Origin of the sequence: Loktanella salsilacus (assembly GCF_900114485.1) — a bacterium.
Taxonomy (GTDB): domain Bacteria; phylum Pseudomonadota; class Alphaproteobacteria; order Rhodobacterales; family Rhodobacteraceae; genus Loktanella; species Loktanella salsilacus.
On the sequence record NZ_FOTF01000002.1, the window covers coordinates 123,804 to 146,570 of the forward strand.

General features: G+C 60.2%; 20 protein-coding genes. 14 read left to right on the forward strand and 6 right to left on the reverse strand.

Annotation, left to right across the window (positions count from 1 at the left end; translation table 11 throughout):
• Nucleotides 1-21: 21 nt before the first annotated feature.
• From trkA to hflX, 4 genes are all read left to right on the forward strand, one after another.
• Nucleotides 22-1,398 (forward strand): Trk system potassium transporter TrkA, encoded by a 1,377-nt coding sequence (trkA, locus tag BM131_RS02125; RefSeq protein WP_090184954.1) that lies wholly within the window; start codon nucleotides 22-24, stop codon nucleotides 1,396-1,398.
• Nucleotides 1,398-2,918 (forward strand): TrkH family potassium uptake protein, encoded by a 1,521-nt coding sequence (locus tag BM131_RS02130; RefSeq protein ID WP_090184957.1) that lies wholly within the window; start codon nucleotides 1,398-1,400, stop codon nucleotides 2,916-2,918. The genes trkA and BM131_RS02130 overlap by 1 nt, the downstream gene beginning before the upstream one ends.
• A gap of 103 nt (nucleotides 2,919-3,021) precedes the next feature.
• The gene (gene hfq / locus BM131_RS02135; RefSeq protein WP_072899168.1) at nucleotides 3,022-3,255 is read left to right on the forward strand and encodes an RNA chaperone Hfq; all 234 of its coding nucleotides are present in this window, start codon (nucleotides 3,022-3,024) and stop codon (nucleotides 3,253-3,255) included.
• Nucleotides 3,256-4,536, forward strand: coding sequence for a GTPase HflX (gene hflX, locus BM131_RS02140; RefSeq protein WP_090184960.1), 1,281 nt, complete (start codon nucleotides 3,256-3,258; stop codon nucleotides 4,534-4,536).
• On the opposite strand, the gene BM131_RS02145 is transcribed toward hflX, so the two are convergent.
• The 5 genes from BM131_RS02145 to BM131_RS02165 all read right to left on the reverse strand — a co-directional run bounded on the left by BM131_RS02145 (nucleotide 4,517) and on the right by BM131_RS02165 (nucleotide 10,342).
• A complete protein-coding gene (locus tag BM131_RS02145; protein ID WP_090184963.1) occupies nucleotides 4,517-5,320 on the reverse strand; it encodes a GGDEF domain-containing protein in 804 nt (267 codons plus the stop codon). The two genes, hflX and BM131_RS02145, sit on opposite strands and share 20 nt — an antisense overlap.
• Before the next feature lie 50 nt (nucleotides 5,321-5,370).
• A complete protein-coding gene (locus tag BM131_RS02150; RefSeq protein WP_175499128.1) occupies nucleotides 5,371-6,129 on the reverse strand; it encodes a GGDEF domain-containing protein in 759 nt (252 codons plus the stop codon).
• A gap of 54 nt (nucleotides 6,130-6,183) precedes the next feature.
• Nucleotides 6,184-8,661, reverse strand: a complete 2,478-nt coding sequence (locus BM131_RS02155; protein WP_090184969.1) for a penicillin acylase family protein — start codon at nucleotides 8,659-8,661, stop codon at nucleotides 6,184-6,186.
• A 71-nt stretch (nucleotides 8,662-8,732) separates the two neighbouring features.
• A complete protein-coding gene (locus BM131_RS02160) occupies nucleotides 8,733-9,083 on the reverse strand; it encodes a DUF4345 family protein (RefSeq protein ID WP_090184973.1) in 351 nt (116 codons plus the stop codon).
• A gap of 215 nt (nucleotides 9,084-9,298) precedes the next feature.
• A complete protein-coding gene (locus BM131_RS02165; RefSeq protein ID WP_090185357.1) occupies nucleotides 9,299-10,342 on the reverse strand; it encodes an ABC transporter substrate-binding protein in 1,044 nt (347 codons plus the stop codon).
• A 199-nt stretch (nucleotides 10,343-10,541) separates the two neighbouring features.
• Here BM131_RS02165 and BM131_RS02170 point away from each other — a divergent pair, with 199 nt between their 5' ends.
• The 7 genes from BM131_RS02170 to BM131_RS02200 all read left to right on the forward strand — a co-directional run bounded on the left by BM131_RS02170 (nucleotide 10,542) and on the right by BM131_RS02200 (nucleotide 18,698).
• A complete protein-coding gene (locus BM131_RS02170) occupies nucleotides 10,542-11,300 on the forward strand; it encodes a DUF2182 domain-containing protein (RefSeq protein WP_090184976.1) in 759 nt (252 codons plus the stop codon).
• An 11-nt stretch (nucleotides 11,301-11,311) separates the two neighbouring features.
• A complete protein-coding gene (locus BM131_RS02175) occupies nucleotides 11,312-12,010 on the forward strand; it encodes a DUF1326 domain-containing protein (protein ID WP_090184979.1) in 699 nt (232 codons plus the stop codon).
• On the forward strand, nucleotides 12,007-12,510 hold the full coding sequence (locus tag BM131_RS02180) for a DinB family protein (protein ID WP_090184982.1): 504 nt from the start codon (nucleotides 12,007-12,009) through the stop codon (nucleotides 12,508-12,510). Before BM131_RS02175 ends, BM131_RS02180 begins: the two co-directional genes overlap by 4 nt.
• Before the next feature lie 120 nt (nucleotides 12,511-12,630).
• Nucleotides 12,631-13,614 (forward strand): acryloyl-CoA reductase, encoded by a 984-nt coding sequence (acuI, locus tag BM131_RS02185; protein WP_090184985.1) that lies wholly within the window; start codon nucleotides 12,631-12,633, stop codon nucleotides 13,612-13,614.
• 111 nt (nucleotides 13,615-13,725) lie between these two features.
• Nucleotides 13,726-15,390, forward strand: a complete 1,665-nt coding sequence (locus BM131_RS02190) for a BCCT family transporter (protein WP_090184987.1) — start codon at nucleotides 13,726-13,728, stop codon at nucleotides 15,388-15,390.
• Between the two features lie 174 nt (nucleotides 15,391-15,564).
• Nucleotides 15,565-17,205, forward strand: a complete 1,641-nt coding sequence (locus BM131_RS02195) for a BCCT family transporter (RefSeq protein ID WP_090184991.1) — start codon at nucleotides 15,565-15,567, stop codon at nucleotides 17,203-17,205.
• A gap of 71 nt (nucleotides 17,206-17,276) precedes the next feature.
• A complete protein-coding gene (locus BM131_RS02200; RefSeq protein WP_090184994.1) occupies nucleotides 17,277-18,698 on the forward strand; it encodes a cryptochrome/photolyase family protein in 1,422 nt (473 codons plus the stop codon).
• Here BM131_RS02200 and BM131_RS02205 read toward each other — a convergent pair.
• On the reverse strand, nucleotides 18,695-19,720 hold the full coding sequence (locus tag BM131_RS02205) for a fatty acid desaturase (protein WP_090184997.1): 1,026 nt from the start codon (nucleotides 19,718-19,720) through the stop codon (nucleotides 18,695-18,697). The two genes, BM131_RS02200 and BM131_RS02205, sit on opposite strands and share 4 nt — an antisense overlap.
• Nucleotides 19,721-19,942: 222 nt before the next feature.
• Between BM131_RS02205 and BM131_RS02210 the strand changes: the two genes are divergently transcribed.
• Genes BM131_RS02210 through BM131_RS02220 form a run of 3 tightly spaced genes read left to right on the forward strand, consistent with a single transcriptional unit; the run spans nucleotide 19,943 to nucleotide 22,745 of the window.
• Complete coding sequence (locus BM131_RS02210; RefSeq protein WP_090185001.1) at nucleotides 19,943-21,151, forward strand: SAM-dependent methyltransferase; 1,209 nt, start codon at nucleotides 19,943-19,945, stop codon at nucleotides 21,149-21,151.
• A gap of 20 nt (nucleotides 21,152-21,171) precedes the next feature.
• Complete coding sequence (locus tag BM131_RS02215) at nucleotides 21,172-21,612, forward strand: TrgA family protein (protein WP_090185004.1); 441 nt, start codon at nucleotides 21,172-21,174, stop codon at nucleotides 21,610-21,612.
• The gene (locus BM131_RS02220) at nucleotides 21,612-22,745 is read left to right on the forward strand and encodes an NUDIX domain-containing protein (RefSeq protein ID WP_090185007.1); all 1,134 of its coding nucleotides are present in this window, start codon (nucleotides 21,612-21,614) and stop codon (nucleotides 22,743-22,745) included. The genes BM131_RS02215 and BM131_RS02220 overlap by 1 nt, the downstream gene beginning before the upstream one ends.
• The last annotated feature ends 22 nt before the right edge of the window (nucleotides 22,746-22,767 follow it).

The following is a 22,767-nucleotide window of genomic DNA, read 5'->3' on the forward strand; positions in this document are numbered from 1 at the left end:
GGTTTCAAAGGATAGGCGCGCATGAAGGTCATTATCTGTGGTGCAGGGCAGGTCGGCTGGCAGATTGCGCGCCATCTGGCGGGTGAACGCAACGACGTCACCGTCGTTGATAACAACCCCGAATTGGTGCGCCGCGCCACGGATACCCTTGATGTGCAAGGCATTTCCGGTTTTGCCAGCTATCCCGACATCCTTGAACGGGCCGGGGCACGCGACGCTGATATGATCATCGCCGCGACCCACTCTGACGAGGTGAATATGGTCACCTGTCAGGTGGCGCATTCGGTGTTCAACATCCGTCGCAAGATCGCCCGCCTGCGGGCGCAAAGCTATCTTGATGCGATCTACTCGGACCTGTACCGCCGCGATCATCTGCCGATTGACGTCGTCATCAGCCCAGAGCGTGAGGTGGCCGAGGCGGCCTTGCAGCGTCTTGCCTCGCCTGCTGCCTTTGACACCGAAAGCTTTCTTGACGGGCAGGGCACCTTGATGGGCATCACGCTGGGTGCTGATTGCCCGGTGATTAACACACCGCTGCGCCAGCTGACGGACCTGTTTTCCACCCTGCGCGCGGTCGTCGTCGGCATCCGCCGCGATGGCGTGTTGTGGGTGCCGACGGCAAAGGATCAGCTGTTCGCGGGCGACGACGCCTATATCTTTGTCCACCGTGACGACATGAACCGCACGCTGGAAATCTTCGGAAAAACCCAAACGAAACAAGAGCGTATCGTCATCATCGGTGGCGGCAATGTGGGCCGCGCCGTGGCGCTGGCGCTGGAGTCCCGCCCGGAACGCCTGCGCGTGCGGATGATCGAAAAATCCCGCATCGTGGCCGAATCCGCTGCCGACGCGCTGGACCGCACCATCGTTTTGAACGGCGACGGCCTTGATTCCGCGCTGCTGGACGAGGCGGGGATCACCTCTGCCGATGCGGTGCTTGCGGTCACGGATGACGACAAGACGAACCTGCTCGCCTCTGTCCGCGCCAAGGAAATGGGCTGCAAAATGTCGATCTGTTTGGTGAACGATCCGACGTTGGTGCCGCTGATGGGCCCGCTGGATATCGACGCCTATATCAACCCGCGATCCACCACCGTGTCGTCCATTCTGCGCCACGTCCGCCACGGCCGGGTGCGCGGCGTCTATTCCATCGGCGACGCCGAGGCAGAGATGCTAGAGGCGCAGGTGCTGGGCACATCGCCCATGGCCGGGCAGAAAATCCGCGACGTGGCCTTTCCCGAAGGCGCGCTTGTTGGCGGCTTGCTGAAACCGTCCGGCCTCGTGAAACCGACCGGAGAGACGCGGATCGAAGAAGGCGACATCATCGTCATTTTCGCCATGGCCGACGACGTGCCAGAGATCGAGCGCCTGCTTCAGGTGTCGATCGACTTTTTCTGATGCAGCGGCTGAAAACTCTGCCTTTCTTTGTGCTGCTGATGGGAATCGGCGCGCTGGCGATGCTGGTTCCTGCGATCCATGCGCTGGCGCTGCGCGATTTCGTATCCATGCGCGCGTTCTTTTACGGGGCGATCCTGTTCTTTGCGCTGACCGTGTTGATCGGCCTTGCCACCGCTGGCACCCAGCCGCGATCCGCCGCGCGCAGTCAGCTTTTGACGCTGCTGCTGGCCTTTGGCCTGCTGCCCGTGATGTTTGCCGTTCCGTTCCAAGAGGCGGGGCGCAGCCTGACGTTCTTTGATTCGTGGTTCGAAATGGTCAGCAGTTTCACCACCACCGGCGCGACCCTGTACGAGAATGCAGGCCGCTTACAGCCATCGCTGCACCTGTGGCGTGCGACGGTTGGCTGGATGGGCGGGCTGCTGGTCTGGATCATGGCCGCCGCCATCTTTGCCCCGATGAACCTTGGCGGATTCGAGGTGCGCGCCGCTGGCGGCATCGGCAGTTTATCCGCTGGCGGCTATAGCCAAATCAAGCAGACCGCGCAGGTCCAAGACCGCCTATTCCGTTACGGTGCAACTTTGGTACCGATCTATGTCGCGCTGACTTTCGTGCTTTGGGTGCTGCTGATCATCGCGGGGGAAGTGCCCTATATCGCGCTGTGTCATGCGATGTCGGTACTTTCGACCTCTGGCATATCGCCCATTGGCGGCCTGTATTATGCCGTCGCTGGATTCTGGGGCGAGGTGGTGATCTTTGCCTTCTTCATCTTCGCGATCTCTCGGCTGACGTTTTCGCGCGGCATGTTTGGCGACAGCGACGCGCGCCTGATGCGCGATCCTGAAATGCGGCTGGCCATTGGGTTGATCCTGGGCACAACGCTGATTCTATTTACCCGCCATTATCTTGGCACGATTGACGACGGCGGCCCGTCGAATATTGGTGGGCTTTTCGCGTCCATCTGGGGCAGTATTTTCACGGTCACATCGTTCCTGACTACGACCGGTTTCGAATCGCATTACTGGGACGGCGCGACGCGCTGGTCCGGGCTAGAGACTCCGGGCCTGTTTTTGGTCGGCCTCTCTTTGATCGGTGGCGGCGCGGCCACAACGGCGGGCGGCGTTAAATTGCTACGCGTTTACGCCTTGGCCCGCCATTCCGAACGAGAACTAGAGCGCCTTTTGCACCCGTCATCCGTTGCTGGCGGCGGGCGCGAGGCGCGGATGATCCGCCGCCAAGGTGCTTATATTTCATGGATATTCTTCATGTTGTTCGCCCTGTCCGTGGCGGGCACGATGATCCTGATGTCCTTAACAGGCGTGCAATTTGAAACATCTATGGTGCTGACGGTTGCGTCCCTGTCCACCACTGGACCGCTGGCTGTTGTCGCCGCCGAAGCGCCGATCAGCTATAGCGGTCTGCCCAATATGGCCAAGGCGATTTTGGCCGGCGCGATGGTGCTGGGGCGGCTGGAAACTTTGGCGATTGTTGCCCTTTTTAACCCAGAGATTTGGCGTAAATAGACTGTTCACTTTTTGGGGTGGAACATCACCACCTGAAAAGACATAATCAGGCGCAATGAACCAGCCGGTCCGCGGCTGCAAGAATAAGACAGGGTGAACTTTCATGGCGTCCGATAAAGCCAATCTGCAAGATGCGTTTCTGAACCACGTCCGCAAGACAAAGGTCCCCGTGACCATTTTCTTGGTGAACGGTGTCAAATTGCAGGGCGTCATCACATGGTTTGACAGCTTTTGCGTGCTGCTCCGCCGTGACGGTCAGTCCCAACTGGTTTACAAATCGGCGATCTCGACGATCATGCCGGCCCAGCCCATTAGCCTGTATGAAGGCGAGGAATAATTGTTCGAACGCGAACGGCCCGTCACACGGGCTTTTGTACTGCATCCCGATCTGAAAACAGACCGGGATCGCAGGGATGCCGAACCTGCTCTTGAAGAAGCAATTTCACTGGCTGCCGCGCTTCCCGACCTTGTGGTCGTGGGGGCCGAAGTCGTGCGCCTGCCCAAACTGCATCCCGGTATGCTGTTCGGCAAAGGCAAAATCGCAGAGCTGAAAGAGCGGATGAAGGCTGAGGAAGCTGAATTGGTGCTGGTGGACGGTCACGTCACGCCGGTGCAGCAGCGCAATCTGGAAAAGGCGTGGGGCGTTAAGCTGCTGGACCGGACCGGATTGATCCTTGAAATCTTCTCGGACCGTGCCCGCACGGCCGAAGGCGTGTTGCAGGTCGAAATGGCCGCGCTGTCCTATCAGCGCACGCGCCTTGTCCGGGCCTGGACCCACCTTGAACGCCAGCGCGGTGGGCTTGGTTTCGTCGGCGGCCCCGGCGAGACGCAGATCGAGGCCGACCGCCGTGCCATTGATTTGCAACTGCAAAGCCTAAAGGCGCAGCTAGCCAAGGTCGTGAAAACCCGCGCCTTGCACCGCGCCGCGCGGGCTAAAGTGCCTTATCCCATCGTCGCATTGGTCGGCTATACCAACGCTGGCAAATCCACGCTGTTCAATCGGGTGACCGGGGCAGAGGTGTTCGCCAAGGACATGCTGTTCGCGACGCTGGACCCGACAATGCGGCAGATCGAATTGCCCCACGGCGAAAAGATCATCCTGTCCGACACTGTTGGTTTCATCTCTGATCTGCCGACGGAACTGGTCGCCGCCTTCCGCGCGACGCTGGAAGAAGTGCTCGACGCTGATCTGATCGTGCATGTCCGCGACATCAGCCATCCGCAAAGCCAAGAGCAGGCCGACGACGTCATGGCGATTTTGTCGACGCTGGGTGTGTCTGATACTGCGCCGATGCTGGAAGTCTGGAACAAGGTCGACCGCCTGTCGCAAGAAGAGCGCGAAGGCATGATGACCCAGTCGGCGCGGACCGAGGATATCTTTGCCACCTCTGCCATAACAGGCGAAGGGATCGAGGCGCTGCTTGAGGCGATCACCGAAAAGACCAAAGACCCGCGCACCGCAGAGGTGTTGAATCTGGGCTTTGCTGACGGCAAGGCGCGGGCATGGCTCTTTGAACAAGGTGTCGTGACCGCCGATGCGCAGACCGAAGACGGGTATCGTATGGATGTCTTTTGGTCAGCGATCCAAAAGGAACGCTTTAGCCGACTACCGGGCTAAAAGAGGTGCGTGATTGAACCGGGTCGTCCTGCGGAAGTTTGGGCGGCCCGGCCCATGTCACCAACGCCCCGCGACCGCCTAGTTTCGCTTGGTAAAGCGCTTCGTCAGCGCGCCGCATCGCGCGTTCCAATGTCTCACCCGGGATGGTCGTCGCAGCGCCAATAGACAGCGTGAGGCACACTGGCAATTGCGCCGGATCGTGGGTGACACAAATAGGGCTACAAACGGCGATCCCCAAGGCCCTGATCGCAGCGGGGTCGCAGCGCACATATATGCCGAACTCCTCTCCTCCGATCCGGGCAACAATGTCATCGGGGTTGATCACACCGCGCAGGCGATCCGCGACAGCCTGCAGGCACAGATCCCCGACCGCATGCCCATAGGTATCATTGATGTCTTTGAAGTGATCCGCGTCAGCGATCATGACATAGCCTTGATCCCCCGATCGAAAATGATCCTCTGTTAGCGATACAAAGGCGCGTCTATTTTTGAGCCCCGTCAACATATCGGTGCTGGCCAGCGCCGCCAGTCGCAGATGCAGGACATAGGATCGGTGCACCGCGAAGAGGGTCAGCGCGACAAAGGGCGCAGCGGTCAAGAAGGACAAGGCAAAGCGCGTTAGGGGGGGTAGCCCGATTTTACCGACCAGAAGGTATTCGGTCGTCATGGACACAGCATGGATCACAAGCATAAAAAATACGAATTTGAATGCCGTATCGAACCCGCCTCTTGGCGTGGTCCAGCGGATCAACCGCATTGCCAAGGTTCGACTGTAGGACACCATGCGCGCACTCTAGTTGGGCAAAGATTAATAAAACCTGAAGATTTCCCGCTTCATGCGACGTCCAAAGCGGCCGACCGGGTCCAAACAATCAAGCGTGCCCGCCCGCCTGCTTTGGCGGCATAAAGCGCCTCGTCCGCGCGGGACAAAGCCGCCTCTATCATCTCGTCGGGGCGGGTTTCGGCGGCCCCCACGGACATCGTCAGACGCAGGGGCACGGGCAGGTCGGGCAGGTTGATCAAGATTGCGTTGCACAGCTTTTTGCCAAGCTGATCAATCTCTTGCATCGTGCAATAGGGCAGGTAGGCCCCGAACTCTTCGCCGCCGATCCGGCCGATCAAATCCTCTGGCCGGCGCACGTCGTTCAGGCGTTTGGCGATCGCTTGCAGACAACGATCCCCGACAGCGTGGCCATAGGTGTCGTTGATGCGTTTGAAATGATCCGCGTCGATAATCAACATGAACCCCGCATGCCCGCCGGCCTGCGCGCGGCCTGCTTGCGCGACAAAGGCGCGGCGGTTCGGCAGCCCCGTTAACACATCGGTCATCGCCAGTTCAGCCAGATGGATCTGCATCCGGTTCATATAGGTCAACATCGTAAAGGCCAGCGCGGTAAACGGCAGTTGCACCAGCCCCGCTGTCAGTACGAGGCCGGGTAAGGACGCCAGCGGTTGCCGCAAGATCAGCAGCATGACGGCGCTATACATCGCCAGAAACGCGGTTGTTACGCCAAGCGGCTTGAGCACGTAATCGCGCCGCTGATTCAGCGCGAAGACCCGAAAAAGCCAAAGGAAAAGGGTGTCTTTTGTCATGGGGCCAAGCATGCCCCGCAACCTCTTTTCCAATGCTTAACTGGCGGCGGAATATTAGGGCGATTTTGAACTTGTTCGCGGTTGCAAGACCATCGTGCCAAGGGCAGCCGCCCGGGCCAAATCGGGGTCAAGCGACATGGGGATGTATTCGCCACGGCGCCACAGCTCGCCCAGATTGTCATAATAGCGCGACAGGAAGTGCCCCGATTGCCCCGTGGCGGTCACAAAGACCGAGCTGTCCGGGTCAGCAAAGTCGTAAACCCCGCGGTAACCTGCGGCATGTACGTTCAGGAAAGGGTCGGGTCCGGTGCCAAGGGTTTGGCCGCGCATCAACGTATTATCACCGCCACTGGTGGACTGGCGGATATTCACGAACCATTGCAGCACAGGCACGGTGCCAAGCGTCGGGTGGTCGTGGGTCGCTTGGTGGGCATCGCCCCAGCGCAGGGTTTCCAGGTTCTGGCCCCAGTTTTCGCCGATCCAGATCAGCGCATCGTCCAGCGCTTGGCGCGAAATATCGGTGCAGGTTTCCACCGGGGCGGATTGCAGCACGTCGCACCAGATGGCTGCGCCATCCACATCGCGAAAGACGCGTTCGATAAACACCGGATCGACGTGTGTGAATTCGGACGAGAGAGGGCCAAGCTCGTCGCGGATCAGGCGGTCCTGCAGCGCGCGCAGCCAAGCGGCATAGATCAGCGGCTCTGGCAGATGCTCGTTCATCTCTCCGTTCCAGTTGGCAAGCAGATCAAGCGCGATCTGGCGGCGGCGCTCTGGCGTGCCGTCAGCAGCCGCGTCGCCCGTGAACCATAGGTCGGCGCCCATCAGGGGCAGCAATGCGCGGGCGGTAAAGCTGACGGTGTCAAGCTGCGCCTCGATAAAGCTGTCGCGGGTGTGGACCTGCCGGCTTTGCATCAGGCGGCGCCAGCGGTTCACGCGCTGGGTGTCGCCCCAGTTATAGGACACGTGGTTCGGGAACGGGCGATCCACGGTCTTGTTGTTGGTGTTGCCGACGATGCCGCCGTCAGGCGCGACGAATTCGGGGTTGTCCACATAGGGCATTATGCCCTGCCACTGGTTTTCCGGCAGATAGCCATAGGACGGCAAGCGGCCTTTGCTTTGATGTGCGGGGTCGCGGCGCGGGATCGCGCCGATGGTTTTCATCGCGACATCGGTGCGGTCGGCCAGCGTCAGGTTTTGCGCAGGCGCGACATAGGGTTCGGCGGCTTTGATTGCATCCTCGATCGTATGGGCGCGCATCATGGCCATCGCCGCGGATAAGGATGGATCGTCGCCAGTCAGTGCGGTCCACGACAGGCTGGTGACATGCCCCGGCGGGGTGATCGTGCCCAGATCAAAGGTATCGGCGGGCAGCACGGGGCCGTTATCGGTCCAGCGCAGCTTAAGCGTGACAGCGGGCGCATCTTTGATCGTGATGATGCTGTCGCGGCTGCGGAAATTCTTCCACCCGTCCGCGGTGCGGTATTGGTTGGCATCGTCCGGGTTCATCTGTTCGATATGCACGTCTTGGTCGTCAACATAGGCGCTGGTGATGCCCCAGCCCAGATCGGCGCTGCGCCCCGACAACACGACGGGCAGGCCCGGTATGGTCCCGCCGATCACATCGCCAGAGGCAAGCTGCAGCCGCGCCAGATACCACACCGTCGGCGCGGTCAGTTGCAGATGCGGATCGCTGGCCAGCAACGTGGACCCGGTGGCAGAGCGGGTGATCCCGGCGGCCCAAGCGTTAGACGCGCCTTGCAGGCCGCGCGGCGCAATCGGGTACAGCGGATCGCGCGGCCCGCGCGTGTTGGCCGCGTATTTGGGCACATCACCCACAAGGGCGCTGTAATCGGGCAGGGCGGCGATGCCGCCCGTGGGATCGTCGGGCAGGATATCGGCCAGACGCTCTGGAGAGACGATCAAAGAGGTGCGCGCGCGCAGCACTTCCTCTGTCGCTTGGCCGGACAGTTGTAAGGCCAGCAGTTTGAGGATCGCAATGCTATCGGCAGGCTGCCATGGCGCGATGGGGGCGTTGAAGATCCACATCTCTGGTGCGCCGCGCCCGCGTGATCCGGTGTTAATCTCGTCCAGCCAAGCGTTCACGCCGGCGGCATAGGCGGTCAGCGCGGCGGTCGTCGGGGCGTCCTGCGCTTTGACCGAACTGACGGCGAGGCTGTAAAGGTCCAGCCGCCGCATCAGCATGTCGATCTTCAGCGTGCGGGGGCCGAACATTTCTGACAGGCGGCCTTGCACTGTGCGGCGTAGCATCGTCATCTGCCACAGGCGGTCTTGTGCCTGCGCATAGCCCAGCGCGAAAAACACATCATCGTCCGTTTGGCCAAAGATATGCGGCACGTCCGCGTTATCGCGCACGATTTCTACGGGGGCGGTGATGCCAGCGACGCTATAGGTGCCGTCGTAATCGGGCAGCGAGCGCGAGGCAAAATACCACGCCAGCGTGACCAGCCCCACGGCCAAGACAAACACACCTGTTGCCAGCCGCAGCAGCCACTTGAAAATCAGCGCCATAGGATCCCCCGTCGTTCAGGCGTCCTTTTAACCCGCGCCGCCGCTGGCCGCTACCGCGCTTTTGGCTGCGATCAGCCGAAGTTGACCCACAGCGCGCCAAGGCCGACGACGGATTCGGTGGCAAAGAACTTCCACTTAAGCGGGCTGGTGCCGTCAAGCACCAGTGACGTCGCCCGGCCAATCGCCGCCCCAGTCCACGCACAGCCGATCATGCCGTAGGCAATTGGGTCGCCAATGATGATCGCGCCAAGGCCAAGGCCGATGAACAGCGCACCAGAGGCGGCGCGGACCTCGCTTGGCCCCATATTGCTGTCACCCGACTTTTTCAGGTCAAGCAGGGTCATCGTATAGCCGGGGGCCAACCAGCCGACAGCCCCAAGGCCGATGCTGGCGAGGGCGAAGAGGATGTTGAGAATGTCCATGGCGGGCGCTCCTTTAAGATGTTGCTGGGAAGGTAGCAGGCGCGGCGCGTTTGGCCAGTGCTGGGCGGGGGCCAGCCCGTCGCCGGCTGGTTCTTGAACCAGTGGCGCACCAACCGGCAACCCCCCGAGGTATTTTTGACCAGAAGAAGGATTGGACATGAAAAGGCGGCGCTTTGGGGCGCCGCCTTTGGTGGTGTGGTTGTGGCTGGCGGGCTTTAGAAGCCGGCTTTGATCAGCTCGAAGGTTTCGGCCTGGCGTTCGCGCATCTCGTTGCTCATGGGCAGTTGGGCCAGCACGGGGACGTCGATTTCTTCAAGTCCGGCGGCGACCAGCTGCTCTTGCGTGATCTCGGAGGTCAGCGCGGCTTTGTTCGCGGTACCGAAGCCGTTTTCCAGCAGCGGGATCGCCGAGGCGGGCGCGAGCATGGCGTTCAGGTAGTCATAGGCGTTTTCCTCGACGCCTTGGCCGTCCTTCAGGTTTACATAGCCGCACAGCCACAGCGAGGAGCCTTCGGTCGCGGTGCGTTGAAAGCCAATCGGGCGGCCTTCATCGACCATGGTGGGATAGGTTTCGTTCCAGGCCCAGCTGATCTGGATTTCGCCAGAGGCCATCAGCTGTGCCAGCTCTGCCGGGTCGGTCCAATAGGTGCGCAGGTTGGGGTGCACGTCGCGCAGCCACTGGGACGCGGCCTCGAACTGTTCGTCCGTGGCCTCTGTCCAGTTGTCGACGCCCGTCGCGAGGTAGGCCAGCGCGTAAGCGTCATCGACGTTGTCGGGCAGGGACATGCGGCCTTGGTACTTGGGGTCTTTGAAGACCTGCAAGGATGCGACATCCTCGGCGGGGACGTCTTCGGGGTTATAGGCGATCGCGGTCGAGCCGAAATCGGTCGGGATGAAATAGACGCCGTCGGTGGCGGCAACATCGGTGCCGGTCAGGTCGCTATCAAGGGTGTCATAGGCTTCGATCAGGTCGGTGTCCCATTCGTCCAGAATTCCGCTTTCGACCCATTTGGTCACAGAGCCAGCGCAGATATGCGCCACATCGGCCTGAAAGCCGGACCGGATTTTCTGGAACGCTTCTTCTTCGTCGCCGAAAAAGCTGAACGTCGGCTCTGCGCCGTGCTTTTCCAGATAGGCGGTGTGATACTCGGGCAGCTCGAAGCCGGGATAGTCTAGCACCAGCAGGCCGCCGTCCTGCGCCATGGCAGCGGTGGCGAAAAGGGCAAGGGCGGTGCCGCCCAGCAAGGTCTTGGTATTCATGATCGAAAACTCCCGTGATGTTGCTTTGCCCGTGACGTTATTGTGCACCTTTGCATCGGGCAAGGTGGAAACGCACGGGCGCGCCCTTTCGCGCAGGCCGCGCCGAAAATGCAGGCGATAGCGTCGCTTAGCGGCTTGGCATGCAGGCACCATCGTGCCAGCATACCTGCAGCATATGTTTGGGAGGACACCGCACACCATGACACCGGCCGCATTACGCCTAGATTTACGCAGCCTGTCGTGGATTGCGGTTTTCGCCGTCATTCTGGTGGCTTGGGCGGCGATGTTCATGATGGCGCGGATGTCTGGGATCGATGTGTGGGGCCGGCCCGTTGGCATGAACATGATGCCGATGACGCAGTTCGGCGCGCTGTTTGGGATGTGGGCGATCATGATGGCGGCGATGATGTTGCCGACCATGGTGCCAACGCTGAGCACCTATGAGCGGTTGATGGTGTCCGCTGATGGCACGCGCGCGGGCTGGTTTGGCGTCTTGCTGGGGTACAGCGTCGCATGGGCCGTATTTGCCGCCATGATCGCGGCGGTGCAGGCTGCCCTGATTGCGGCAGGTTGGGTGAATGATTTGGGGGCGCTGACATCGCGCCTGTTGACCGCCGCATTGTTGATCGCCGTCGGTGCGTTCCAGTTCAGCCGGACGAAGGCGGTGTGTCATGGCCGCTGCCATGCGCCGATGACGTTCTTTCTGGGCCGTTGGCGCACCGGCTTTGGCGGCGGGCTGGATATGGGGCTGCGGATGGGCGGCTTTTGCACCCTGTGTTGCTGGGGCTTTATGGCGCTGGGGTTTGCGGCCGGCACCATGTCACTGCTGTGGATGGGCGCTGCGACACTTTTCATGGTGCTGGAAAAGCTGCCTGCCATCGGACACCGCCTGATCAAGCCTGCGGGCGTTATTTTAATCGTGGCGGGCTGCGGGGCCGCCGCCATGTCGATACTTTGAAGGAGCCTGTTATGACAGAAACCACCGCCGACCGCATTCCGGTATCACAGCGCATCGACAGCCGTGTCGCCAATCCGCGCCGCGCCAAGATGCAGCCGACCAATTGGGCGATCAAAGGCGAGCTATTTTTGAACTGCTCTTGCACGGTGTTTTGCCCCTGCGTGGTATCGCTTGGCGCGCATCCCCCGACCGAAGGGCATTGCCACGCTTGGATGGCCATCGCGATTGATGAGGGACATTTTGAGGGCGAGGATTTGTCCGGCCTGAACGTTGGTCTGCTGGTCGATATTCCGGGCCGCATGGCCGAGGGGAACTGGAAGGTCGCGGCCTACGTCGATGATCGCTCGTCTCAGAAGGCGTATAACGGGCTGCTCAAGATCTTTTCGGGTCAGGCGGGCGGCACGACGGGGCTGTTCACCATGCTGGTGTCCGAGATCATCGGGGCTGAACGGGAAAAGGTCGAGATTGTGCGCGATGGCACCAAGCGGGGCATTTATATCGGGCGGAAAATCCAAGGCGAGATCGAGATGATGAAAGGGGCCGACCCCGATCATCCCGTCATGGTCAGCAATTCGAAGTACTGGATGGGGCCGGATATCATTGCCGCGACGGGCGTGAAATCCAAGGTGCGTGATTACGGCCGGGTCTGGGACTTTGGCGGGAAATCCGCCGAGATTTGCCCGATTGACTGGAAAGGACCAAAGCCGTGACCGATCGTACCTATTGCCGTACCATGTCCCGTTATAATGCATGGCAGAACAAAGGCTTATGGGACGTCCTGAAGCAAATGGACGAGGCTGATCTGGCCGCGGATCGCGGTTTGCCGCAGGGGTCGGTGCTGGGCACGCTGAACCATTTGCTGTGGCTGGATCAGATGTGGCTGTCGCGATTGTTCAAGGTCAAAACGCCCGATGTGGCACACGACAAGACCGCACAGATGACACCGACCACCGCCGCATGGTGGGCCGAACGGTTCCGGGCGGACGGTGCGCTGCGGATGTGGGCGGATACGCTGGCCAGTGTCGATCTGCATGGGGATTTGGCGTTTTGGTCGCTGACCAGCCAAAGCGACGTCATCGCGCCGCGCGACATCTGCGTGATGCATATGTTTAACCAGCAGGCTGATTTGCGCGCGCAGGTGCGCCTTGTGCTGGTTGGGATGGGGCAGGCGTTGCCGCCGACGGCGCTGTTTTTGATGCCGCGGGACTGATGGATTGCGGCGAGTGGAGCGTTGCCGGGGCTAAGGTCTAAGGTGTCATGCGGGGGGCGGAGCCTCCGGCGGGAGTTTATTTGGCAAGGTGAAAGCCTCGCTGTGCAGAAAGGAAACCGAATGTTCAATGCGATGATCGTGGAGAAGGATGACGCAGGCCAGACCAGCGCATCGGTGCAGCAGATTGATCTGGATCGTTTGCCCGCAGGCGAGGTGACGGTTGCGGTCGATTATTCGACTGTGAATTATAAGGACGGGCTGTGCCTTGGGCCGGGCGGCGGGCTGGTGCGGAATTATCCGCATATCCCGGGCATCGACTTTGCCGGCACGGTCGAGGCATCGGATGACGCGCGGTACAAACCCGGCGACAAGGTCGTGCTGACTGGATGGCGCGTTGGCGAGGCGCATTGGGGCGGCTACGCCCAAAAGGCGCGGGTGAAGGCCGATTGGCTGGTGCCGCTGCCAGAGGGGCTGAGCACGCGTGATGCGATGGCTGTTGGCACTGCTGGATTGACGGCGATGTTGGCGGTGATGGCGCTGGAGGATCATGGTATCAAGGCGGGGCCGGTTCTGGTGACCGGCGCCTCTGGCGGCGTCGGCTCTGTTGCGACGGCAATCTTGTCGCATTTAGGGTATAAGGTGGCCGCGGTCACCGGGCGGCCAGAGGGGGCGGATTATCTGCGCGATCTGGGCGCAACCGAGATTATCGCCCGCGAAGAGTTAGCCGAGACCGTCAAGCGCCCGCTTGAGGGCGAGCGCTGGGGCGGCTGCGTTGATGCGGTGGGCGGCGCGATGTTGGCGCGGGTGCTGGGGCAGATGGAATACGGTGCCTCTGTCGCGGCAGTCGGTCTGGCGGGGGGCGCGGGTCTGCCTGCGACGGTCATTCCGTTCTTGCTTCGCGGCGTGAACCTGCTGGGCATCGACAGCGTGATGCAGCCCTATGACAACCGCTTGCGGGCATGGAAGCGGGTCGCAAGTGATCTGCCGATGGACAAGCTGCAGGCGATGATCACCCCCGCAACCTTGTCTGATTTGCCGCGTTTAGGTGCCGATATTCTGCAAGGCCAAGTCCGCGGACGGGTCGTTGTGGACGTCAATTCATAGGGTATTAAGGCAACGGTGGTGAAAAGAGGTATCGGCATAAGGTTGCCGGTACCTCTGACCGCGTTAGGTGGCGTGCTTCATAATTAATAAAAGCATGGGAGACTCTGACAGATGCCCTTTAAACCGCCATTGCGGAAACTTGATATCGATACCGCTGACACCGGGTTTTACGAAGGTTACAACACCTACGTGACCTTGGGTGCCAAGGTCATCATCGTCCTGCTGATCATCTGGGCCGCCGTTTGGTCTGAAAACGCAGGCAGCACCCTGGGTGCGATCCGGTCGACCATCGATGCCTATACCGGCCCTTGGTACATGTATGTCGTCGCGCTGTTTATCGTGACCTGCTTTGGCCTTGCGCTGTATCCGCGCACAGGCAAGCTGATGCTGGGCAAGCCCGGCGATACGCCTGAATTCGACAGCTTTTCGTGGTTTTCCATGATGTTCGGCGCAGGCATCGGCATCGGCATGCTGACCTATGCCACGGCAGAGCCCATCTATCACTTCGGCACCAACCCAGAGACGATCCAAGGCCTGACCACAGGCGGCGCGGCGGACAATGTGCGCGATGCGTTCAAGTGGTCGTTTCTGCACTGGGGCCTGTCGGCTTGGGCGTGCTACGCGATCGTCGGCCTTGCGCTGGCGTTCTTTTCCTACGCGCGCGGCTTGCCGCTGACGATCCGGTCGGGCCTGACGCCGCTGTTTGGCAAAACGCTGGAAGGGCCTTTGGGCCATGTCATTGATATCGTGTCGGTCGTCGCCACCATTCTTGGCGTCGCTGTGACCATCGGCTACGGCGTGTCGCAGTTCGCATCGGGCGTGTTTAACATCACCGGTGCCCAGTGGTTGATGACCGAAGACGGGGCCCCCACGGTCGCGGCCATGTTGGCTGCCTTGGTGATTGTGATGCTGTGTTCGGTGCTGTCGGCGCTGTCCGGTGTTGGCAAGGGCATCAAGTGGTTGTCCAACCTGAACATGGGGCTGTCGTTCTTTATCCTCGCGTTCTTTTTGGTCTTCGGTTCGACCTTGTTTGCGTTCAAGGCGCTGTTCGTCGGCATCTGGGACTACATCACCGCGCTGCCTTATATGTCTGTTCATATCTTTAGCCCCGATGGCACGGGCGCGGATAACGTGACCAACCAACTGGCCGGATGGCAGGGTGGTTGGACCGTGTTCTATTGGGCATGGTGGATTGCATTTGCACCTTTCGTCGGCCTGTTCTTGGCGCGGATCAGCCGGGGCCGGTCGGTGCGGGAATACGTGCTGGGCGCGATGATTGTGCCGTCGGTGATGTGTTTCGTCTGGTTCGCCTTTGCCGGCGGCACGGCGATTGACCTGACGCTGAATGGCGGCGCGGGCGATCAAATCACCGGTGCGGGCATTTCCAGCCAGTTGTTTGCGATGATCAACTTTATGCTGTCGCCGCTACTGGCCAAACTGATGAGCATCGTGATCGTTGTTCTATTGCTGACCTATCTGGTCACCTCGGCGGACTCGGCGATTTTGATCATCAACACGATTGCCGCCGCTGGTGACGAGAGCGAGAAGGGCCGCATCCACATTATTGTCTGGGGCTGCATCCTTGGCATTGTGATCGGTGCGCTGCTGATGGCGGGCGGATTGGACGCGATCAACACGGCGATGATCATCGGGGCACTGCCGTTCAGCGTCGTGATGGTGCTGATGTGTATCGCGCTGATCAAGGCGCTGTACCGCGACGGCAAGCGTGAAGCGCATGCAGAAGCCGCAGCAGCGCGGAGCAAGACTGCCGCGTAATCCTATCACTTTTGGATACTCAGAAAGGCCCCCGCTGAAATTGCGGGGGCCTTTTTTCATTTTACAACAGTAGTTTAATGGATTTGGCGAAATGTTCTGATCACATCGGTGTGAAAACCGCGTCATTCGTGCTAAGTTTTTGTTAATCAAAACATAGCAATAAAGGACGTGCGCATGAGCGACGCGGCAAACGAGGGGATTCCGCCCCCGGACGGTAAAGCCGACCTGATCGATACGGACTACGAAATCGGCCAGGACAATATCGAAGGCTCGGTGCTGAGTGTCGGCTTCGACATACACAATCCGGTGTTCGGCATTTCGGCCACCGCAGTGGTTGCCTTTGTGTTTTACACGCTGGCCTTGCCGGAACAATCCGGCTCGGTTTTCACTTGGCTGTTCAGCACGGTGACAAAGGGCTTTGACTGGTTCTTTGTGACCGCGGCGAACATCTTTGTGTTGTTCTGCCTGTTCCTGATCGTCTCGCCCTTGGGCAAGGTGCGTCTGGGCGGCAAGGATGCAACGGCGGATTACACCTATATGGGGTGGTTTTCGATGCTGTTTGCAGCGGGCATGGGCATTGGCCTGATGTTCTATGGCGTGTCCGAACCGCTGTCGCATTTCACCAGCTCTTTGGGCGGCACGACCGTTGAAAACGGCATGCGTACGGATTGGGCCCCGCTTGGCGCGGCCGGCGGTGACGCGTCAGAGGCGATGCGCCTTGGCATGGCGGCGACGATCTTTCACTGGGGTCTGCACCCTTGGGCGATCTATGCTGTAGTGGGTCTGGCCTTGGCCTTATTCAGCTATAACAAGGGCTTGCCCCTGACCATGCGCTCTGCCTTCTACCCCCTGCTCGGAGAGCGGATCTGGGGCTGGCCGGGTCACATCATCGACATCTTGGCGGTTTTTGCCACGCTGTTCGGTCTAGCGACATCCCTTGGCTTTGGCGCAACGCAGGCAAACGCTGGCCTGAACGAAGTCTTCGGCCTGCCCATGGGCAACACGACCGAAGTGTTGCTGATCTCTGGCATCACCGCAGTCGCGCTGATCTCTGTGCTGCGCGGCCTTGATGGCGGCGTAAAGATCCTGTCCGAAATCAACATGGGCCTCGCGTTCTTGCTGCTGGCCTTCGTGCTGTTGGTCGGCCCGACGCTGTCGATCCTTGGCATCTTTGGCTCTAGCTTGCTGGCCTATGTCGAATATCTGCCGCAACTTGCGAACCCCATCGGGCGCGATGACACCAACTTTTTGCAAGGCTGGACGTCCTTCTATTGGGCGTGGTGGATCAGCTGGTCGCCTTTCGTCGGCATGTTTATCGCCCGCGTCAGCCGGGGCCGCACCGTGCGTGAATTCATCACCTGCGTGCTGTTGATTCCGTCGCTGGTCTGCGTGCTGTGGATGTCGGTCTTTGGCGGCATTGCGATCACGCAGGTCGTCCAAGAAGGCTATACCGCAGCCCAAGACGCAGAGCTGCCATTGCAGCTGTTCAAGGTGCTGCAAGACCTGCCGCTCACCACGATCACATCGCTGATCGGCGTCGTGCTGGTCATCGTGTTCTTCGTGACATCGTCTGACTCCGGCTCGCTGGTGATCGACACGATCACCGCAGGCGGCAAGGTCGACGCGCCGGTGCCCCAGCGCGTCTTTTGGTGCATCTTTGAAGGCGCGGTGGCCATCGTGCTGCTGCTGTCGGCTGGCGGCCTTGGGTCATTGCAATCCATGGTGATCTCGACCGGCTTGCCGTTCACCGTGGTGCTGCTGGTGATGTGTGTCGCGATCTATCGCGGCCTGAAGTCCGAACGCGCGAATACGTAAAAAAACGCGGCAGGCGGGTTGTTTTGCAACCCGCCTGTTGATCCCGGCCCGGACCCCGCTAAGTTCGGGACATGACTGATAAATCCCCCATCATTATGTGGTTCCGGCGCGACCTGCGCCTTGGCGACCACCCCGCACTCACCGAAGCCTGCAACAGCGGCCGCCCGGTCATCCCGCTTTTCATCCACGACGATGTGGTGGCCGGGCAGGGCGCCGCACCGCGCTTTCGCCTTGGGCTGTCGGTCGCGTCGCTGCGGGATGCCTTGGCTGACAAGGGGGCCAAGCTGATCCTGCGCCGCGGCGATGCGCTTAGCGTTTTGCGTGACGTGATCAAAGAGACTGGGGCCGGGGCCGTCTATTGGTCGCGCCTGTACGATCCCATCAGCAAGGCCCGCGATACCGCCGTAAAGGCGGGGCTGAAAGATGACGGCATCGACGCCGTCAGTTTTCGCGGTCATCTGCTGTTCGAGCCTTGGAGCGTGGAGACGCAGACCGGTGGCTTTTACAAAGTCTACACCCCGATGTGGAAATCTGTCCGCAGCCGCGAACTTCCCAATACCCTGCCTGCGCCCGGCAAAATCCCTGCGCCTGATAGCTGGCCCGCAAGCGATGCGCTGGACGACTGGGCGATGGGCGCAGATATGCGGCGCGGCCACGACGTTGTGCTGCCGCATTGCACCGTTGGCGAAACCGCTGCCAGCCACCGGCTGGGTGCCTTTATCGCAAACCGTGTCGCAGATTATAAAGCCGCGCGCGATATTCCGGGGATCAAGGGGACATCCGGCCTGTCGGAAAACCTGACCTATGGCGAAATCAGCCCGCTGGCCTGCTGGCACGCAGGATGGCGCGCGCTCCATGACGGCAAGGGCGATGCCGAAGTATTTCTGAAAGAGCTGGTCTGGCGCGAGTTTGCCTACCACCTGGCCCACCACACGCCGCGCATCACAACGGGCAACTGGCGCGAGGATTGGGATGCTTTCCCGTGGAAAACCGACGAGCGGCTGGCCGAGGTGAAGGCTTGGAAGCAAGGGCGTACCGGCATCCGATTTGTTGATGCGGCGATGCGCGAATTGCAGGTGACCGGGACGATGCACAACCGGGGCCGGATGATCGTCGCCAGCTATTTGACCAAGCACCTGATGTGTCATTGGAAAATCGGTTTGGATTGGTTCGAGGACCAACTGATCGACTGGGACCCCGCATCAAACGCGATGGGATGGCAGTGGTCCGCAGGATCTGGCCCGGATGCAACGCCCTATTTCCGGGTGTTCAATCCGGTTACTCAGCTGGATAAGTTCGACAAAAATCGCGACTACGCCAAGGCGTGGCTGGCAGAGGATTATAAGAACCCGTCACAGACCGCGCTGGCCTTTTACGATGCCATTCCACTGCGCTGGAATATGGCACCTGATGATGCCTATCCCGATCCGGTTGTGACCGCCGAAGACGGCCGCAAGGCGGCGCTTGCCGCCTATAAGGACCGTGATTTTTAAGCGGCGAGGCGCGCCTGACGGAAGGAAATCAGGCGGTTCCGCTTGACGTCCCACAGATCAAGCGAGGCGCATTTCAGGCTTTCGCGCATCGTCATGCGGCTGACTTCGACCAGTTCCTTGTGATCGCGCAGCACGTCGGGCAGGCGATAGAACGGGATGCGGCTGTACAGGTGGTGCACATGGTGAATGCCGATGTTGGCGGTCATCCAGCGCAGAACCAGCGGCAAATCGTAATGAGAGCTGCCGTGCAGCGCCGCCTCGTGCAACTGCCAGTCGGGGTCATGTTCCCACATCGTCGTTTCGAACTGGTGCTGGACATAGAACAGCCACACGCCAGCGGATGCAGCGACAAAGACCGGCGGCACAAAGACAAAGGCAACAGCCTGCCAGCCACCAAAGTAAGCGATCAGCGCCACAGCCACGGCCAGTGCGACATTAGTTACCATAGCGGAAATCCAGTAGACCTTGCCCGCGGTCATCAGACCCAGTGGCACGCGGTTCTGGATAAAGAACAAATATGTCGGACCAAGACCGAACATCACCAGCGGGTGACGATAAAGGCGGTACATGAAACGCCGCAGCGGCGGCAACGCGTTGTATTCGTCCAAAGTCAGCGTCGTGACATCGCCGATGCCGCGCCGATCCAGATTGCCCGCATGCGAATGGTGCAGCGCGTGTGTGCGGCGCCAGACGTCATATGGGGTGAGCGTCACAACGCCCAAGATCCGGCCGGCCCAGTCGCTAAGATGACGGTTGTTAAAGAAGGACCCATGCCCGCAATCGTGCTGGATTGCAAAAAGGCGCACCAAAAAGCCACCATTCACAACGCCAATCGCAAGCGCCAGCAACCAGCTGACCTGCACTGCATACCAGGCAGCGACCCACAAAGCGACGAAACCAGCGACTGTGACGCCAAGTTCGAAAAAACTGCGTGATGTGTTAGGATCGCGATAGGCCGCAAGAATGCGGACCCAATCACGCGCGGCAGGAGTGTCGGGCGGTAGGTGGGTCGTCGAAGGCATTCTGTTATCAGTCCTTTGTGGTGTGTTGCATGCGATAAACGAGATGTAGTTATAAACAAGTAAATTCGGCGACATCCGGCGAATAGACAGGCAAACCGCGGCACCCTGTCGCGGGTAGGTCGCAACTATTTCGCCTCTGACGCGTGACTTTCGGGTGCGACACCTTAAAATTAGATCAACACCGGGCCTAAGAACCGGCAAAAACGACAGACAGGGTAATAGATGATTTTGACGACCACTGACGGCCAAACCGGGCTGCCACGTTATTTCACTGCGGTTTTCAAGATGATGGGCGCCCTGAAACGGGGCCGGATCGATGTGATTCTGCCTGACGGTCGCCAATTCCGTTCTGAAGGGGCCGCAGCGGGTCATGTCGCTGAAATCACTGTGCATAACGCTGATCTGTTTGCCCGTATCGTGCGCGAAGGCGACCTTGGGTTTTGTGACGCTTACCTTGATGGCTGGTGGTCAACGCCCGATTTGATGGCGTTCATGGACCTGATTCACGACGACGCAGAAGAGATTTATGACGGGTTTCCGGGCCAGTATCTTGTGCGAACTTTCGAGCGTATCCGCTTCTGGTTGCAAAGTAATTCCAAAAAGCAGGCCCGCAAGAACATCGAATATCACTACGATCTTGGCAACGATTTCTACGGCCTTTGGCTCGACGACACGATGACCTATTCCTCTGCCCTGTTTGAAAGCGGCCAAGAGAGCCTTGAGAGCGCGCAGACGGCCAAGTATGCCTCTATGGTGGATCAGATGGGCGTGCAGCCCGGTGATCATGTGCTGGAAATCGGCTGCGGTTGGGGCGGGTTTGCGGAATACGCCGCAGCAGAGCGCGGCTTGCGTGTCACCTGCCTGACGATCAGCAAAGAGCAGTTTAACTACGCCGTCGACCGCATTGAAAAGGCAGGGCTTTCCGACAAGGTCACCTTCAAGCTCCAAGACTACCGCGACGAAACGGGCACCTATGACGGCATCGCCAGCATCGAGATGTTCGAGGCCGTCGGCGAGCAATATTGGCCGGCCTATTTCAAGACCGTTCGGGCGCGGCTGAAGCCCGGTCGCAAGGCCACATTGCAGATCATCACTGTCGCTGACCGCCGGTGGGAGGTTTACAAACGCGGACCCGATTTCATTCAGAAATACATCTTTCCCGGCGGCATGCTGCCAAGCCCCAGCAAGCTGAGAGAGGTCATTGCCAAGCATGGTTTATTGGTCGAAACCTCTATCGAATTTGGCCACAGTTACGACCAGACGTTGCGCCGCTGGCATGACACCTTTAACGCCAAATGGGACAAAGTCGCGGCCTTAGGCTTTGACGACCGGTTTCGGCGGATGTGGAACTTTTATCTGACCTCTTGTGCTGCGACCTTTGCCAGTGAAAACTGCGACGTAACGCAAATTACGATCGCGCGCCCCGCCTAAGGGGCCGGAAAGGAACGACCATGCCAACTGCCGGACGCCTTGCGGGGGCCGTGTTTTATGCGGTTCTGGGGGCGGTACTCGCCTTTTTGTTGGTGCCGTATTTTGATGAAGCGCGCGCGCCAAAGTATTGGTATCCTTTGGTTATCATCGTTGGCGTGTTGGTCGGTTGGATCATTGTCGGCTCGCGCAGCGGGCAAGGCACGGGGGCTGCAATGGGCACCGCCTTGACCGGCGCTGCGGCGCTTGCGTTTTGGGTGCTACTGCTTTTGTCGGGTTATGACATGATTCAGGTGGCCATGCGCGGCCGCTTTGGTGGCCCGATGGAGGCAGTCATTGGCGTGTTCTCCATTATGCTGGATTACGCCAAGGTGTTTTATTCCCCGCTGAACCTGCTCGTCTGGCTGGGCGGCGGATTGGTCGCGGGGCTGCTGACGGACATATTCGGATCGCGTTACCGCTAATGAATATCTTTGTTTACGGCACCTTGCGCGACGAAGCGTTGCGGATAGCTGTGTCTGGCATCGCAGGTGATGTGACGCCTGCGCGGCTGGACGGCTACAGTGTGCAGCCTGCGGTGGGTGACGTGGCCCCAATGATCACGCAGGTCCCGGGGTGCACGGCGCAGGGGCTGCTATGGCGCAACCTGAGCGCCGCCCAGATCGCGCGGATGACTCTGTTCGAGGACGCTTACGACTACACCCTGACCTCTGTGCCCGTGACGTTGACAGATGGCACAACGCATCTCGCGCAAGTGTGGCTGCCGCCTGCGCAGTTGCAAGCGGCACAGGGGGAATGGTCGCTCGCCGATTGGCAGGAAAACTACGGCGCTGTCACGGCGCAGGCGGCGCGCGCAGTGTTTGCGCAAGACCCGTTGCCCGCGCCCGCTGATCTGCGCTGGCAGTGGCCGATGTTCCTGAAACGCGCTTGGGCGCAGGCGCAGGCGGCAGTGACGGATCGGCCAAATGCGCTGCGCTATGCGGCGCAGGCGGGCGACGTGACCGTGTCTGACCGCGCCGCGCCTGTGGGGCGGTTTTTCAAGATGCAGGGCTTCGATGTGTCCCACCGCCGGTTTGACGGCGGCCATCAAGGCCCGCTACCGCGAGAGGTGTTGGTTGGCATCGATGCCGCGATTGTGCTGCCCTATGATCCGGTGCGCGGCCGCGTTGTGCTGGTTGAACAGATGCGTATGGGCCCGCTGGAACGGGGCGATCCGAACCCGTGGATGCTGGAACCTGTCGCAGGCATGATCGACGCCTTCGAGACGCCAGAGCAGGCCGCCTTGCGCGAGACGCAAGAAGAAGCCGGGCTGGATGTCACCCTGCGCCATGTCACATCCTTTTATCCGTCACCGGGTAACGCGACGGATTACTTCTATTGTTACATCGGCTTATGCGACCTTCCTGATGTAAATCGCTACGCTGGCGGGCTGGAATCAGAACAAGAGGACCTGCGTCTGCATGTGCTGCCGCTGGATGACGCGCTGGCCTTTGTCCAAAGCGGCGAAATCGCTGCTGGGCCTTGCGTGACGTTGATTTACTGGCTGGCGCTGAACCGGGACGCCCTGCGTCTTGAGTTCGCCCCCGCTGACGCCTAGACAGTACGTAACACGCGCATTC

What these genes read in the sequence shown, in the direction of transcription:
- BM131_RS02200 (WP_090184994.1), top strand. Translation starts at nt 17,277, where the DNA reads ATGACTGATAAATCCCCCATCATTATGTGGTTCCGGCGCGACCTGCGC.
- BM131_RS02170 (WP_090184976.1), top strand. Translation starts at nt 10,542, where the DNA reads ATGACACCGGCCGCATTACGCCTAGATTTACGCAGCCTGTCGTGGATT.
- trkA (WP_090184954.1), top strand. Translation starts at nt 22, where the DNA reads ATGAAGGTCATTATCTGTGGTGCAGGGCAGGTCGGCTGGCAGATTGCG.
- BM131_RS02130 (WP_090184957.1), top strand. Translation starts at nt 1,398, where the DNA reads ATGCAGCGGCTGAAAACTCTGCCTTTCTTTGTGCTGCTGATGGGAATC.
- BM131_RS02175 (WP_090184979.1), top strand. Translation starts at nt 11,312, where the DNA reads ATGACAGAAACCACCGCCGACCGCATTCCGGTATCACAGCGCATCGAC.
- BM131_RS02215 (WP_090185004.1), top strand. Translation starts at nt 21,172, where the DNA reads ATGCCAACTGCCGGACGCCTTGCGGGGGCCGTGTTTTATGCGGTTCTG.
- hfq (WP_072899168.1), top strand. Translation starts at nt 3,022, where the DNA reads ATGGCGTCCGATAAAGCCAATCTGCAAGATGCGTTTCTGAACCACGTC.
- acuI (WP_090184985.1), top strand. Translation starts at nt 12,631, where the DNA reads ATGTTCAATGCGATGATCGTGGAGAAGGATGACGCAGGCCAGACCAGC.
- BM131_RS02165 (WP_090185357.1), bottom strand. Translation starts at nt 10,342, where the DNA reads ATGAATACCAAGACCTTGCTGGGCGGCACCGCCCTTGCCCTTTTCGCC.
- BM131_RS02210 (WP_090185001.1), top strand. Translation starts at nt 19,943, where the DNA reads ATGATTTTGACGACCACTGACGGCCAAACCGGGCTGCCACGTTATTTC.
- BM131_RS02155 (WP_090184969.1), bottom strand. Translation starts at nt 8,661, where the DNA reads ATGGCGCTGATTTTCAAGTGGCTGCTGCGGCTGGCAACAGGTGTGTTT.
- BM131_RS02205 (WP_090184997.1), bottom strand. Translation starts at nt 19,720, where the DNA reads ATGCCTTCGACGACCCACCTACCGCCCGACACTCCTGCCGCGCGTGAT.
- BM131_RS02145 (WP_090184963.1), bottom strand. Translation starts at nt 5,320, where the DNA reads ATGGTGTCCTACAGTCGAACCTTGGCAATGCGGTTGATCCGCTGGACC.
- BM131_RS02190 (WP_090184987.1), top strand. Translation starts at nt 13,726, where the DNA reads ATGCCCTTTAAACCGCCATTGCGGAAACTTGATATCGATACCGCTGAC.
- BM131_RS02195 (WP_090184991.1), top strand. Translation starts at nt 15,565, where the DNA reads ATGAGCGACGCGGCAAACGAGGGGATTCCGCCCCCGGACGGTAAAGCC.
- BM131_RS02160 (WP_090184973.1), bottom strand. Translation starts at nt 9,083, where the DNA reads ATGGACATTCTCAACATCCTCTTCGCCCTCGCCAGCATCGGCCTTGGG.
- BM131_RS02220 (WP_090185007.1), top strand. Translation starts at nt 21,612, where the DNA reads ATGAATATCTTTGTTTACGGCACCTTGCGCGACGAAGCGTTGCGGATA.
- BM131_RS02150 (WP_175499128.1), bottom strand. Translation starts at nt 6,129, where the DNA reads ATGACAAAAGACACCCTTTTCCTTTGGCTTTTTCGGGTCTTCGCGCTG.